This window comes from Rhodoferax sp. GW821-FHT02C08, assembly GCF_059421805.1.
The window spans coordinates 21,088-34,356 of the sequence record NZ_JBWKVR010000017.1 but is presented as its reverse complement, the minus strand read 5'-3'; the positions used below and the strand labels follow the sequence as shown (position 1 = coordinate 34,356).

13 protein-coding genes are annotated in these 13,269 nt (G+C 63.1%); 10 read left to right on the top strand and 3 right to left on the bottom strand.

Annotation, left to right across the window (positions count from 1 at the left end; genetic code table 11):
• Positions 1-2: 2 nt before the first annotated feature.
• Positions 3-200 (bottom strand): hypothetical protein, encoded by a 198-nt coding sequence (locus tag AC07VY_RS18875; RefSeq protein ID WP_495098807.1) that lies wholly within the window; start codon positions 198-200, stop codon positions 3-5.
• Positions 201-663: 463 nt separating this feature from the next.
• Between AC07VY_RS18875 and AC07VY_RS18870 the strand changes: the two genes are divergently transcribed.
• The gene (locus tag AC07VY_RS18870; protein ID WP_495098806.1) at positions 664-960 is read left to right on the top strand and encodes a DUF4148 domain-containing protein; all 297 of its coding nucleotides are present in this window, start codon (positions 664-666) and stop codon (positions 958-960) included.
• Positions 961-1,106: 146 nt separating this feature from the next.
• Positions 1,107-1,403 (top strand): DUF4148 domain-containing protein, encoded by a 297-nt coding sequence (locus AC07VY_RS18865; protein WP_495098805.1) that lies wholly within the window; start codon positions 1,107-1,109, stop codon positions 1,401-1,403.
• A gap of 83 nt (positions 1,404-1,486) precedes the next feature.
• Here the strand turns inward: AC07VY_RS18865 and AC07VY_RS18860 are convergent, their stop codons facing one another.
• Together AC07VY_RS18860 and AC07VY_RS18855 are read right to left on the bottom strand one after the other, a co-directional pair.
• The gene (locus AC07VY_RS18860; RefSeq protein WP_495098804.1) at positions 1,487-2,134 is read right to left on the bottom strand and encodes a response regulator; all 648 of its coding nucleotides are present in this window, start codon (positions 2,132-2,134) and stop codon (positions 1,487-1,489) included.
• Positions 2,131-4,089, bottom strand: a complete 1,959-nt coding sequence (locus AC07VY_RS18855) for a sensor histidine kinase (protein WP_495098803.1) — start codon at positions 4,087-4,089, stop codon at positions 2,131-2,133. Before AC07VY_RS18855 ends, AC07VY_RS18860 begins: the two co-directional genes overlap by 4 nt.
• Positions 4,090-4,248: 159 nt before the next feature.
• Between AC07VY_RS18855 and AC07VY_RS18850 the strand changes: the two genes are divergently transcribed.
• From AC07VY_RS18850 to AC07VY_RS18815, 8 genes are all read left to right on the top strand, one after another.
• The gene (locus AC07VY_RS18850) at positions 4,249-5,610 is read left to right on the top strand and encodes a GH1 family beta-glucosidase (protein WP_495077430.1); all 1,362 of its coding nucleotides are present in this window, start codon (positions 4,249-4,251) and stop codon (positions 5,608-5,610) included.
• 85 nt (positions 5,611-5,695) lie between these two features.
• A complete protein-coding gene (locus tag AC07VY_RS18845) occupies positions 5,696-6,937 on the top strand; it encodes an ABC transporter substrate-binding protein (RefSeq protein ID WP_495098802.1) in 1,242 nt (413 codons plus the stop codon).
• 72 nt (positions 6,938-7,009) lie between these two features.
• Positions 7,010-7,924 carry a carbohydrate ABC transporter permease gene (locus AC07VY_RS18840; RefSeq protein WP_495098801.1) on the top strand — a complete coding sequence of 305 codons (915 nt, stop codon included), beginning with the start codon at positions 7,010-7,012 and terminating at the stop codon, positions 7,922-7,924.
• Positions 7,925-7,926: 2 nt separating this feature from the next.
• Positions 7,927-8,817, top strand: coding sequence for a carbohydrate ABC transporter permease (locus tag AC07VY_RS18835; RefSeq protein ID WP_495098800.1), 891 nt, complete (start codon positions 7,927-7,929; stop codon positions 8,815-8,817).
• A 148-nt stretch (positions 8,818-8,965) separates the two neighbouring features.
• Complete coding sequence (locus AC07VY_RS18830) at positions 8,966-10,045, top strand: ABC transporter ATP-binding protein (RefSeq protein ID WP_495098799.1); 1,080 nt, start codon at positions 8,966-8,968, stop codon at positions 10,043-10,045.
• A 54-nt stretch (positions 10,046-10,099) separates the two neighbouring features.
• A complete protein-coding gene (locus AC07VY_RS18825; protein WP_495098798.1) occupies positions 10,100-11,293 on the top strand; it encodes an MFS transporter in 1,194 nt (397 codons plus the stop codon).
• 15 nt (positions 11,294-11,308) lie between these two features.
• The gene (locus AC07VY_RS18820) at positions 11,309-11,539 is read left to right on the top strand and encodes an EAL domain-containing protein (RefSeq protein ID WP_495098880.1); all 231 of its coding nucleotides are present in this window, start codon (positions 11,309-11,311) and stop codon (positions 11,537-11,539) included.
• A 224-nt stretch (positions 11,540-11,763) separates the two neighbouring features.
• On the top strand, positions 11,764-13,221 hold the full coding sequence (locus tag AC07VY_RS18815; RefSeq protein ID WP_495098797.1) for a GGDEF domain-containing protein: 1,458 nt from the start codon (positions 11,764-11,766) through the stop codon (positions 13,219-13,221).
• Positions 13,222-13,269 lie beyond the last annotated feature (48 nt).

Here is a 13,269-nt window from a genome sequence, read left to right as displayed (position 1 = left end):
GCCTATTGAAAACCGGCAGCGATAACCGAAGGAGATTCCTGCTCGGGAGGTTTCTTGTCCGTAGAACGGCGCAACTGGGCTGGACGCGTAGGGCCGCGCTGCACCCGACCCGGCACCTGGAACGAGTGTGGCGGAGACGACGCGACCGCGGCAATCGTCAGTACCAGCACCACGGCCAGGGAGATAAGGACAAGAATCATGAGAACGGACATCGCAAGCCCCTTGTTGTTAGAAGTTGAACACCATGTCTGCGGCAGACGGTGTTTTGTTCCCAAGATACGTGCCAGAAAAAATATCCAATGGAATCAAGGGACTTGGCACTTTGCGCCTGCAATGTTTGTCGGTATTCCCCGACAAACCAAGGAGCGGCCTGCCGTAATGCCAATGAAATCAAGGACTTGGCATGTCGGTGAAAACCGACAAATATGGGTGGCCTGGGCATGTCCTAGCACATTCTTATTTTGCGCACAGAGCGTGCGTAAATTCAATTTTTTAGAACGATGCAGACAAAGCCGCTGGAGCCGCAAGTGGCTCTGGAGGCCTAAAGTTCAGTCCATGGATTCGGCAAACACAACACCCCACCAGGCGCTGCCACAGCCGACCATGGCTACACACAACAACTGCGTGCAGTCCCATTTTTCCAAACCCTTGAAGGAAATCACCATGTCTATCTCTACCAAGTTCGCCGCTTCCGCCCTCATTGCCCTGGCTTCCGTGGCTGCCACCAGTGCCTTTGCCGGCAATGACAACAACTACCCTGACGTCAAGGTCGCCAGCACCCTGAGCCGCGCCGCCGTGCAAGCCGAAGCTGCACAAGCCCTAAAGGACGGCAACACGCTTTTCGGCAACGACAAGCAGTACCCCGTGTTGGCATCAAACAGCAGCAAGACCCGTGCTGAAGTACGCGCCGAGCTGGTTGCCGCCCGCGAAGCCGGTCAACTGGTGCGCGAACACAGCTAAGCCCCGGCTGCCTGTGCATACCACCCACCCATAAAACGTGCCTTGAGTGCGATGCGATCCGAATCTGGGGTTGCATAGCGACAAGGCACACAGCAAATCTCGTAATGCAGCGCGGCCAGCCATGCTGCTATTGAAAGGAATCCGCCATGAACGCATATGTCAAATTCGCCGCCACCGCCCTGATCGCCGTGGCCTCTGCCGCCGCCAGCACCGCTTTTGCCGGCAATGACAACAACTACCCTGACGTCAAGGTCGCCAGCACCCTGAGCCGCGCCGAAGTACAAGCCGAAGCCGCCCAAGCTCTGAAAGACGGCAACACGCCTTTCGGCAACGACAAACAGTACCCCGTGTTGGCATCGAACAGCAGCAAGACCCGTGCTGAAGTACGCGCCGAGCTGGTTGCCGCCCGCGAAGCCGGCCAACTGGTGCGCGAACACAGCTGATCGCCCCGCACACTGCGCGCTATCAAAAAAAGAGCTGCCTGCGCAGGATTTACCTGCGCAGGCAGCTCTTTTTTCATGCAAGCTCACTCGCCGTCCAGCAGCCCCTCTTTCACCGCCAGCCGGACCAGGCCGGTGATGTCGCTGACCCCCAGCTTGGCCATCACGCGCGAACGGTAGGTTTCCACCGTCTTGGCCGACAGGCTCAGGGTGTGGGCGATGCTGCTGCTGGGCTGACCGCGCACCACCAGGTTCAGCACCTGGCGCTCGCGCTGCGACAGGGTGTGCAAGGGCTCCAGCGGGGTGTTCGGCTCGGCCGGCCGCAGGGCTTCCTGGGCCACTTTTTCAATGGCGCTGCTCCAGTAATGCTGTCCGTTGCAGGCGTGGCGCAAAGCGGTGATGACCTCGGCGCCCGACGCGCCCTTGAGCACATAGCCCGTGGCGCCCATGCGCACCGCGTCCATCACCTGGCGGGGCTGGGCCATCATGCTCAGCACCACCACGCGGCTGCCAATCTTGCGGCGCTGCAGCTCGGCCAGCAGCTCGTGACCGGAGCGCTCGCCCAGCGATAAATCCAGCAGCACGCAGTCGGGCGGTGCGCGCACGATGTCCTGCACCGCCGTGGGCAGGTCGCCGCTTTCGCCCACCACCACAAAGCCCACCGGCTCCAGCAGCGCGCGCAGGCCTTCGCGCAGGATGGCGTGGTCGTCCACCAGATACACGCTATCGTTCATGGTGAGTAGTTCAGTTCAATCAGGGTGCCGCGCTCATTGTCGGCACTGCGCGCGCTCAGCGAAGCGCCTATGGCCTGCGCACGCTCGCGCATGCCCACCAAGCCCAGGTGGCCGGGCTTCACGGCGCGGCCTATGGGGCCCAGGCCTATGCCGTCGTCCTGCACCAGCAGGCGCAGGCCCAGGCTACCCAGGGGCTCGATGCCCACCGTAAGGCGCTGGCACTGGGCGTGGCACAAGGCATTGGCAATGGCCTCGCGCGCCACCATGAAGACGGCGTATTCCACCTCGGGGCTCCAGCGCCGGTCGGCCATGGTCGGCGGAATGTGCAAGCGGATGGACACGGCGGCGTGGCCTGCCGCCTCGGCCTGGATTTCATTGTCCAGCGCCACGCCCAGGCCCTGCTCCTGCAGCAGCGGCGGGCGCAGCTCTACCAGCACCTCGCGCACCTCGCGCATGCCCCGGTCGATCATGCTGGAGACACGGCTCCAGCTTTTGTCGATGGCCTCGGTGGAGCTGGGCGGCAACTGGGCGCGCAGGGCATCGACCGAAATGCGCAACGTGGTCAGCGTCTGGCCCAATTGGTCATGCAGCAGCTGTGCCAGGCGGCGGTTGGTCTGCTGCTCGGCCTCCAGCAGCTGGCGCGACAGGGCCGACAGCTGTTCACGGTAGCGCAGCAGGGCCTGCTCGGACTCGACCCGCTCGGTCACGTCGCGCGCGGTCAGGGTGAACAGCACCTCGCCGTTGACACGGGTCTCGGACGCCGAGGCCTCCAGGTGCAGCGCCGCGCCGCCATGGCGCTTGCCGGACAGCGTACGCACCGCGCCTATCAGGGTGGGCAGGTCGGCCAGCGGCAACACTTCGGCCAGCGGCAGGCCCAACAGCTGCGCATCGCTGCGGCCAAAAATACGCTGCGCGGCAGGGTTGGAGAACACCACGCAGGCCTGCGCGTCCAGGCCCAGGATCGCGTCGCTGGTGGTGGCGACGATGGCGGACAACAAGGCCTCGCTCTCACGGATCTTTTGTTCGGCCCGGCGGCGGTCGCTCAAGTCACGCGCCACCAGCACCACGGCCACGACCGAACCCTCTTCATCACGCTGCGGGTACAGCAGCAAGTTGCCCCAGAATCGGCTGCCCGGCCAGCGCGGTAGCCAGCCTTCGAACTCCATGCGCTCGCCACCAGCGGCGCCGTCCAGCATCTGCTGCACACGCGCTTGCTCGTGCGGGGTCTGGGCCAGCAGCGGGCGCACGTCCATGCCCAGCACCTCCAGCGCGGCCACGCCAAACAGGGCCTCGGCATTGCGGTTCCAGCTTTGCACCAGGCCCGTGGGCGACAGCTGCAGCATGGCGATGTCCACCGCCGCGTCCACCAGCAAATCCACCTGCTGCTTGGCCGCGCGCACCGCGGTGTGGGCGCGCAGCTCTTCGCTGATGTCGGTATGCGTGCCCAGATAGCCGATGAAGGTCTCGCCGTCGAAAAGCGGCGTGGTGTACCACTGCACCCAGGCTACGCGGCCATTGCGGCGCACCTGCATGCCGCGCCCGTTCAGCGCGATACGGCCCTGGCGCATGCGGCGCAGGGATTCATGCGCGCTGGCCTCCTGCTCCTGCGGCATCCACAGACCCACGGGCGAGCGGCCCAGGGCCTCGGCCTGGCTGAAGCCGGTCATCAGCTCGCTGGCCCGGTTCTGGTAGACCACGTGGAAATCGCTGTCATACAGCACCAGGCCTACCGGCATTTCGCGCAGCATCTGCCACACGCGCTGGCTGTTGGCCGCCACCACCGACTGGGCCTGGGTCTCGCCGCGCGGGTCCAGCAGCACCGCCTCGGACAGCCAGCGCCACACCGTGCCCTGGCCGAAGTGCGGGTCGGTCTGCAAGCGGTGGGGGTGGATGTGCACGCCGGGCAGGCCGTCGGCACCGGCGCCGTCGGCCGTGGTTGGGGGTAGATCTGGCATGGGGGAAGTTGAAAAAAGGTCCACCAATTGTCAGCCGGCCGCCGGCTGCGGCACTCAGGGATACCGATAGTGCGATTGTCAAACTTTCCCGACATACGGGGCGGCGCCCCCCTCCTACCATCGCCTCCAACCAAGCCCACCCACCTTCCACGGAGCACCATGCCAAGCATTCCCCCTCTGAATATTCCCGCCAACTCGGCGATCGCGCAGCGCGAATTCCTGATCGGCGTGGCCACCGCTTCGTTCCAGATCGAAGGTGCCTCCAAGGAAGACGGCCGCCTGCCCTCCATCTGGGACACCTACTGCAACGAACCCGGCCGCGTGCTGCATGGCGACACCGGTGAAGTGGCCTGCGACCACTACCACCGCTGGGAATCCGACGTGGACCTGATCGCCAACCTGGGCGTGGACGCCTACCGCCTGTCCGTCGCCTGGCCCCGCGTGATGGACGAAAAAGGCCGGCCCAACGCCAAAGGCCTGGACTTCTACAAACGCCTGCTGGACCGCCTGCAGGAAAAGGGCCTGCAAAGCTACGTCACCCTGTACCACTGGGACCTGCCCCAGCACCTGCAGGACAAGGGCGGCTGGGCCAACCGCGAGACCGCCTACCGCTTTGCCGACTACGCCGAGCTGATGGCGCGTGAGCTATCCGGCAAGGTCACAGCCTGGGCCACGCTGAATGAACCCTGGTGCTCGGCCTACCTGGGCTATGGCATTGGCCGCCATGCGCCCGGCATCACCGACCTGCGCCAGACCACGCAGGCCCTGCACCACCTGCTGCTGGGCCACGGCCTGGCCCTGCCAGCACTGCAGGCGCACGACCCGCAGTCCATGAAAGGCATAGTCTGCAACATCGGCGCGGCCACCCCCGCCAGCAACAGCCCGCAAGACCGCGACGCCGCCCACCTGAGCCTGACGCAGCAGAACCAATGGGTGCTGGACCCGCTGCTACAGGGCAGCTACCCGCAGGACATCTTCCGCCTGTGGCCCGGCACCGAGCCGCTGGTGCTGGAAGGCGATATGAAGACCATCTCCACCCCGCTGGACTTCCTGGGCATCAACTACTACTTCCGCACCGTAGTGCAGGCCGACGGCCATGGCCGCTACACCGAAGCCCCGCACGACATGTCGGTAGAGCGCACGCAGATGGGCTGGGAGGTCTACCCCCAGGGCCTGCGCGACCTGCTGATCGACTTCCGCTCGCGCTACCCCACACTGCCGCCCATCTACATCACCGAAAACGGCATGGCCAGCGACGACTCCGTGGGTGACAACGGCGTGGCCGACCCGCAGCGCATCCGCTTCCTGGAGCGCCACCTGATGGCGGTGAACGAAGCCATGATGGCCGGCGTGGACGTGCGCGGCTACTTCATCTGGTCGCTGATGGACAACTTCGAATGGGCCTATGGCTACGAGCGCCGCTTCGGCATCACCCATGTGGACTACACCACCCAGGTGCGTACCCCAAAACACAGCGCCCATGCAGTACAAGCCTTTTTGCAGCAACGCAAGCAAGCGTAAACGGCCGGCCTGCAGCCCCAGGGCGCAAGGGCCAGCCATTTCAGCCCCGGGGCGGCAAGCCCCTTTTTATAAAAACGGAGACTACATGAAGACATTTGCACGTACCCTGGTGGCCAGCGCCATCACCACCCTGGCGGTCGTAGCCGGCACCGGCGCACAGGCGCAAAACCGGGCCGAAGTCATCCACTGGTGGACCTCCGGTGGCGAATCCGCCGCCATCCAGGAAATGGCCAGCGCCTTCAATAAATCCGGCGGCATGTGGGTCGACTCGGCCATCGCCCTGGGCGAAAACGCGCGCGCCGCGGCCATAAACCGCATCGTCGGCGGCAACCCACCTACCGCGGCCCAGTTCAACACCTCGCAGCAGTACCTGGACATCATCAAAGAGGGCATGCTCAACGACATCGACGCCGTGGCCGCCAAGGAAAACTGGGACACCATGCTGCCCGCGCCCGTGGTCAGCAGCATCAAGGTCAACGGCCACTACTACGCCGCGCCGGTGAACATCCACATGCCCAGCTGGTTTTGGTACTCCAAGGCGGCTTTCCAAAAAGCTGGCATCACCTCCGAACCGCAAACCCCGGACGAGCTGTTTGCCGCGCTGGACAAGCTCAAAGCCGCTGGCCTGGTGCCCCTGGCCCTGGGCGGCCAGGGCTGGCAAGAGTTCATCACTTTCTACAGCATATTGGCGCATGAAGGCGGTTCCGACATGTACCTGAAGGTGCTGAAGGACCGCGACCCGGCCACCATCAACTCGCCCGCGTTCCGCAAGATCCTGACCGACTTCAAGCGCCTGAAGAGCTATACCGACGCCGGCTCCCCAGGCCGCAACTGGAACGACGCTACCTCCATGGTCATCACCGGCAAGGCCGGCATCCAGATCATGGGCGACTGGGCCAAGGGCGAGTTCGCCAACGCCAAGCAGACGGCGGGCAAGGAGTTCGGCTGCTTTGCCGGCTTTGGCCCCAAGTCGCCCTACATCATCGCGGGTGACGTGTTCGTCTTCCCACGCACCAAGGACCCGGCTGCCATCAAGACCCAGCTGCTGCTGGCCACGTCCATGACCTCGGCCGCCACCCAGGTGGCGTTCAACAACAAGAAGGGCTCCATCCCCATCCGCACCGATGTGGACAGCAGCAAGATGGACCAGTGCGCCCAGGCTGGCCTGGCCATCATGAAGGACAAGAGCCGCCACCTGGCCAACCCCGACATGCTTCTGCCGCCCGACGTGGTGGGCCCGCTGACCGACATCATCTCCAAGTACTGGAACACCAACCAGTCGGTGGATGACGTCGTCAAAGCACTGCAAACCGCAATGAAGAGCTAAACGCCGCGCAGGGGTGCTGGGCAATTGCCCGCATCCCTGTTGCAGCCCCATGTGTGTCCCCTAGGATTTTTAATGGCATCTTCTCCCCCCGCCGCGCGCCGCCGCGGCAAGCGCCAGAACTGGGCGCTGAACCTGGCGCTGCTACCCATGGTCTTGACCGTGCTGTTGTGCTACGTCGGCACGGTGCTGTGGTCCATCGCCATCTCGCTGACCAGCTCCAAGACATTCCCCAGCAGCAACTTCGTGGGCCTGGCGCAGTACGAGCGCCTGTTCAGCACCGAGCGCTGGACGCTGTCGCTACAGAACATGGCGGTGTTTGGTCTGGTGTTTGTGCTGGCCTGCCTGGTACTCGGTTTTTTACTGGCCGTGTTCATCGACCAGAAGGTGCGCGGTGAGGGATTGCTGCGCACCATTTTTTTATACCCCTATGCGATGAGCTTCGTCGCCACCGGCCTGGTCTGGCAGTGGATGTTGAACCCCGGCCTGGGCCTGCAGGAAGCAGTGCGCCAGCTGGGCTTTCCCAACTTTGAGTTCGACTGGATCATCAGCCAGGATAAGGTCATCTACGCCATCGCCATCGCCGCCATCTGGCAGTCGGCCGGCCTGGTGATGGCCCTGCTGCTGGCCGGTTTGCGCGGTGTGGACGAAGAGATATGGAAGGCCGCGCGCATCGACGGTATACCGGTGTGGCGCGTCTACCTGAGCATCGTGCTGCCCATGATCGCGCCCAGCCTGGCCACCGCCGCCGTGCTGCTGTCGCTGGCCGTGATCAAGGTGTTTGACGTGGTGGTGGCCATGACCGGTGGTGGCCCCGGCATCGCCAGCGAGGTGCCAGCCAAGTTCATCATGGACTATCTGTTTAACCGCGCCAATATCGGCCTGGCTTCGGCCGCATCCGTGGTGCTGCTGCTGACCGTGCTGCTCCTGCTGCTGCCCTGGATGTACGCCCGCAAGCGCATGGAACGCACACAAAGCAAGGGACATTGAACATGAGCACCCACAAACCTACCCGACAGCGCCCTCCCAAGCCCTGGCTGACGCCCGCGCGCATCGGCATCTATGCCTTCCTGCTGGTCAGCGCCGTGTTCTTCCTGCTGCCTTTGTACGTGATGGTGGTGACCTCGCTCAAGCCCATGGAAGAGATCCGCCTGGGCCAAATCTTCGCCCTGCCCAGCCGGCCCAGCCTGGACGCCTGGGTGGCGGCCTGGACCAGCGCCTGCACCGGTCTGAAGTGCGAGGGCATACAGGTTGGCTTCTGGAACTCGCTGAAGATTGTCATTCCCAGCGCGGCCCTGTCCATCTTCATGGGCGCGCTGAACGGCTATGCCCTAGCCTACTGGCGCCGGCCCTGGGCCGGCTGGTTCTTTGCCGTGCTGCTGCTGGGTGCCTTCATTCCCTACCAGGTGCATCTGTACCCGCTGGTGCGTGGCTTGTCGATGCTGGGCCTGTTCAGCACGCTGCCGGCCATCGTGCTGGTGCACACCATCTTCGGTATGCCGGTGATGACGCTGCTGTTCCGCAACTACTACGCCTCGCTGCCGGAAGAGCTGGTGAAGGCCGCGCGCATCGACGGTGGTGGCTTCTGGCGCATCTTCTTCCAGCTGATGCTGCCCATGTCCACGCCCATTGTCATCGTGGCGGTGATCATGCAGGTGACCAATATCTGGAACGACTTTCTGCTGGGCCTGGTATTCGCCGGACGCGAGAACCTGCCGATGACGGTGCAGCTGAACAACATCATAAACACCACCACCGGCGAGCGTTTGTACAACGTCAACATGGCGGCCACCATCCTCACATCCTCGGTGCCGCTGTTCATCTATTTCATTTCGGGCCGCTGGTTCGTACGCGGTATTGCCGCTGGCGCAGTTAAAGGCTAACCCCCAGGCTACAGCGCAAGCGCTTTCCGCCAACCCCCTTTCAGGGGGCAACACCTGCAGCCTGGCGGAGCCAGTTCTGCGGTGTTTCTGGAAGGGTGGTTCAGCACCCGCCGTTGGGCATTTACAAGAATTAGAGGAATTTATAAATATGGCAAGCGTCAGCATCCAACAACTCCACATCCGCCTGGGCCATGTGGACATCCTGCAGAACATGGACCTGGAGGTGCATGACGGCGAATTCCTGGTGCTGCTAGGCCCCTCGGGCTGCGGCAAGTCCACGCTGCTGCACAGCATTGCCGGGCTGATCGATGCGCATGACGGTGCGATTGAAATCGGCGGCAAGGACGTGACCTGGGCCGACCCCAAGGACCGGTCCATCGGCATGGTGTTCCAGAGCTATGCGCTCTACCCCACCATGAGCGTGGAGCGCAATATGTCCTTCGGCCCCAGCATCAGCGGCATCGCCAAGGATGAAATCGCCCGCCGCGTCAAGAACGCCGCCGCCATGCTGCACCTGGAGCCGCTGCTGCAACGCAAGCCCTCGCAGTTGTCTGGCGGCCAGCGCCAGCGGGTGGCGATTGGCCGGGCCCTGGTGCGCGAGGCCGGCGTGTACCTGTTCGACGAGCCGCTGAGCAATCTGGACGCCAAGCTGCGCAACGAGCTGCGCCGCGAGCTCAAGCAGCTACACCACGACATCGGCAAAACCATGGTCTACGTCACGCACGACCAGACCGAGGCCATGACCCTGGCCAGCCGCATTGCCGTGATGCGCGAGGGCAAGATCCAGCAGATCGGCACGCCCGCCGAGGTCTATGAACGGCCGGTCAACCGCTTCGTGGCCGGCTTTCTGGGCTCGCCCACCATGAACTTCCTGGAAGGCACGCTGGTCGGCGAAAACGGCCGCCTGCTGTGGCGCTCCAGCGCATTCAGCCTGGATGTCAGCGGCTACCCGTTTGCCACTCCACCCGTGCCCGGGCAAAACGCCGTGCTGGGCATGCGCCCCGAGCACATCCAGCTAACCGCCCCCGAAGCCTCGGCCGGCCAGGCCACCGTGACCCTAGCCGAACCCATGGGCGCCAGCGTGGTGCTATGGCTGGACCTGGGCGGCCAGTCCGTCTCGGTAGTGGCCGAGAGCCACACACCGCACCAGCGCGGCCACCGCCTGGGCCTGCGCTGCGATGCACCGAGGGTATCGCTGTTCGACGCCGACAGCAGCCAGCGGCTGTAGGCGATGATGGAGGCACAACGCCTCCTGCAAACCCTTGCACGCCAATGTCCGTTAATGTCAGCTAATGCCCGCCGCTTTCTGGTCCTGATGCTGCTGCAAGCCTTTGCGGTGGCGCTGTCCAGCCTGTTCGTCAATCTGTACATCTGGAACATCGACCGTTCGCTGCTGACCCAGGCCAGCTACAGCCTGAGCAGCTCGGCCGCCATCCTGCTGAGCTTTCCACTGTGCAGCCTGCACGCGCGGCGCACCTCGCCCATGGCCAGCAGCCGCGTGGGGCTGGTGCTGTTCATGCTGACCTATACCGTCATCCTCTGGCTGCGGGAGGACTGTGCCCGGCATGTGGTGTTGCTGGGCAGCCTGTTCGGCCTGGCGGTGAGCTTCTTCGTCATCGGCCAGCATATGCAGTTTCTGGAAAATGCGCAGGACGCGCAGCGTGACCGCTTTCTGTACGCGGCCAACTTCCTCACCAGCCTGGCGGCCATCGTGGCGCCGCTACTGGCAGGCTGGCTGATACGCCATATTGCCGGGCCGGCGGGCTACTTCACGGTGTTCGGCCTGTCGCTGCTGACCTTTGCCGTGGCCGCCTGGTGGTCCTACCGGGTGCAGGGCGAGCCGCTGGGCCGCCAGTCGAATTTGCTGGGCGCCTGGCGCAACCGCCAGCCGCGCTGGCGCGGCATGCTCTGGGTCAGCGTGGGCTCGGCCATGGTGGAGGGCTCGTACACCAGCTTTCTGGTGACCATCATGGCCTATTCCATCCTACAGGACGAGCTGGCCATGGGCGCCTACAGCGCCCTGGTCGGGCTGGTGGGCCTGCTGTCCAGCATCGCCCTGGCGCACAGCTCGCAGGCCCGGCACCGCATGGGCATTTACGCCAGCGGCGCGGTGCTGGTTTTTGTGGCATCGCTGGGCCTGGCGCTGCTGCCGCAGACCGCCAGCCTGGTAGCCTATGGCGTGGCCAGCGCCATAGGCTTCAACCTCATCACCACCAGCCTGATGGCCTGGAGCTACGCCGCCATCGAGTCCGCGCCCGACTACGCACAGCACAAGCTGGACTACATCGTGGTGCGTGAGATCCCGCTGGGCGCGGGCCGCATGGCGGGCATTGCGCTGTTCCTGGCGCTGCATGCCGCCTTCCCCACCCAGGTGCTGTCGATCGCCTTTGTGCTGTTCTCGGCGGTGTACCTGGCGCTGCTGCCAGCCCTGCAGCGTATCTGGCATCCGCCACCCTTGGCACTACAAAATATATAGCTACCAGCGCAGAAGATAGACCAGTCCTTTGTGCGCCATATCCAGAGCGACAACGGCGAATCCAAGCTGGTGGTGGCCATCATCGCCATGGGCAAGAGCCTGAACCTGCGGGTGCTCGCCGAGGGCATCGAGACCTCCGAGCAGCTCAACTACCTGAAGTCACAGGGCTGCCTGGAGGGCCAGGGCTACTTTTTCAGCCGCCCCTTGCATGCCAAGGCCTTCGCGGCCGGGGACTGGTCATCCTAGTCAGCCAGAAATAGCGCGCCAACCCGACGCCACGAGCCATGGGGCCCTAACCACACATGTAACAAAGGGTAGACTAGAAACTTCACGACCTCGGCCCATCCTCCTGAGAATCAGGCTGGTCATAGCTAGCCACAATGAAAAGCACTCCCTACCGCCGGTCGTCTTCGACACACATCGCAAATGAACCTGCGGGACCCCGCGAAATCTGGTCAGCCCGAACCACTGTGCTGGTCTCTGCCGTTCTATTTGCTGTCGCTGTGTTCTATGCCAGAACACCGTTGGCGCAATTCCCGGTTTTTATCCCAATTTATGTCACTGCATTGGTGATTTTGGACCTTATCACCGCTGTTTTGCTCTTCGGGCAATTTCGGGCGTTGGGATCTGTTCCGTTATTGGTACTGGGGAGTGGCTATCTCTTCACGGCAACCGCGACCAGCGCCTACGCGCTGATTTTCCCGGGGCTGTTTGCCCCCACGGGGCTGCTCGGATCAGGCCCCCAAACTTCCTCTGCCATGTACATGCTGTGGCACACAGGGTTCCCACTGGCCGTAATGGCATATGCGAGGGGCAAAACGAAGCACACAGACATGTTCACGTTCCAACGGTTAAAGGCCAGGAACACACGGTTCGCAGTAGCTGCCGCCGTCTTTATGGTGTTGCTCGTAGTGGCAGCGTTTACCGCGTTCGCCACCTCCGGGCAGGCGCTGTTGCCTGTGTTTCTGGATGGAAATCGCACCACTATCACCGGCAAGGTGTTCTTGGTGAGTGTCTGGATGCTAAGTTTGGGCGCGCTCTGGGTCCTACGGCGCGGCAAACTCCACACCGTGCTGGACGTGTGGCTTCAGGTTGTGATGTGCGTATGGCTTTTCGATCTGGCCTTGGCAGCTGTCTTGAATACGGGCCGATACGACCTCGGGTGGTACATGGGGCGCGTGTACGGCCTCCTGGCCGCAGGTTTCTTGCTGATTGTGCTGCTTAGTGAAAACGCACGCCACTACGCCCGACTCCTCAAAGTATCCGCAGAGCTGCGAACTGCAAACGACACTCTCTGGCAAATCTCCATGAAGGATGGCCTGACCGAGCTCGCCAATCGCCGTTTTTTCGACACGCATCTGGCTGAACACATGGCGGTTGCGCTGCGCCACAAGCGGCCACTTGCGCTCGTGCTGGTGGATGTGGACCATTTCAAGAAGTACAACGATGAGTATGGCCACTTGGCTGGAGACGAGTGTCTCAAGCAGATTGCCATCGCGCTGGACTCCTGCTGCCAACGTCCAACTGATTTGGCCGCACGCTATGGCGGCGAAGAATTTGCTCTGGTGCTACCTGATACAGACCGCATCGGCGCTATACATATTGCAGAAACTATCCATACCGCAATTTCCAGCTTGCGCATTCCCCACCGCAAATCCTCCACCGGGCCCTGCATCAGCATCAGCAGCGGTGTTGCCCTCATGCCACCAGGGGCTCACATGACAGCGGAGATGCTGATTGGCGAAGCAGACAAAGCCTTGTACCAAGCCAAAAACAATGGCCGCAACCAGCTTGCGCTAATTGAGGTCCCCCATACCTTGAATTCATGGAGTACTCCCAGCAATTACCAGCACAGGCACATGCAACAAGAGAACGCCGACATGACGTCTGGAACCTCGATACACCCTGTCCAACAGCCTGCGGCGTAGACTTCTACAATCTTTTGCCTGTTCGAGAGTTTCTTACCTCTGGAGTAC

What these genes read in the sequence shown, in the direction of transcription:
- AC07VY_RS18875 (WP_495098807.1), bottom strand. Translation starts at nt 200, where the DNA reads ATGATTCTTGTCCTTATCTCCCTGGCCGTGGTGCTGGTACTGACGATT.
- AC07VY_RS18870 (WP_495098806.1), top strand. Translation starts at nt 664, where the DNA reads ATGTCTATCTCTACCAAGTTCGCCGCTTCCGCCCTCATTGCCCTGGCT.
- AC07VY_RS18865 (WP_495098805.1), top strand. Translation starts at nt 1,107, where the DNA reads ATGAACGCATATGTCAAATTCGCCGCCACCGCCCTGATCGCCGTGGCC.
- AC07VY_RS18860 (WP_495098804.1), bottom strand. Translation starts at nt 2,134, where the DNA reads ATGAACGATAGCGTGTATCTGGTGGACGACCACGCCATCCTGCGCGAA.
- AC07VY_RS18855 (WP_495098803.1), bottom strand. Translation starts at nt 4,089, where the DNA reads ATGCCAGATCTACCCCCAACCACGGCCGACGGCGCCGGTGCCGACGGC.
- AC07VY_RS18850 (WP_495077430.1), top strand. Translation starts at nt 4,249, where the DNA reads ATGCCAAGCATTCCCCCTCTGAATATTCCCGCCAACTCGGCGATCGCG.
- AC07VY_RS18845 (WP_495098802.1), top strand. Translation starts at nt 5,696, where the DNA reads ATGAAGACATTTGCACGTACCCTGGTGGCCAGCGCCATCACCACCCTG.
- AC07VY_RS18840 (WP_495098801.1), top strand. Translation starts at nt 7,010, where the DNA reads ATGGCATCTTCTCCCCCCGCCGCGCGCCGCCGCGGCAAGCGCCAGAAC.
- AC07VY_RS18835 (WP_495098800.1), top strand. Translation starts at nt 7,927, where the DNA reads ATGAGCACCCACAAACCTACCCGACAGCGCCCTCCCAAGCCCTGGCTG.
- AC07VY_RS18830 (WP_495098799.1), top strand. Translation starts at nt 8,966, where the DNA reads ATGGCAAGCGTCAGCATCCAACAACTCCACATCCGCCTGGGCCATGTG.
- AC07VY_RS18825 (WP_495098798.1), top strand. Translation starts at nt 10,100, where the DNA reads ATGTCAGCTAATGCCCGCCGCTTTCTGGTCCTGATGCTGCTGCAAGCC.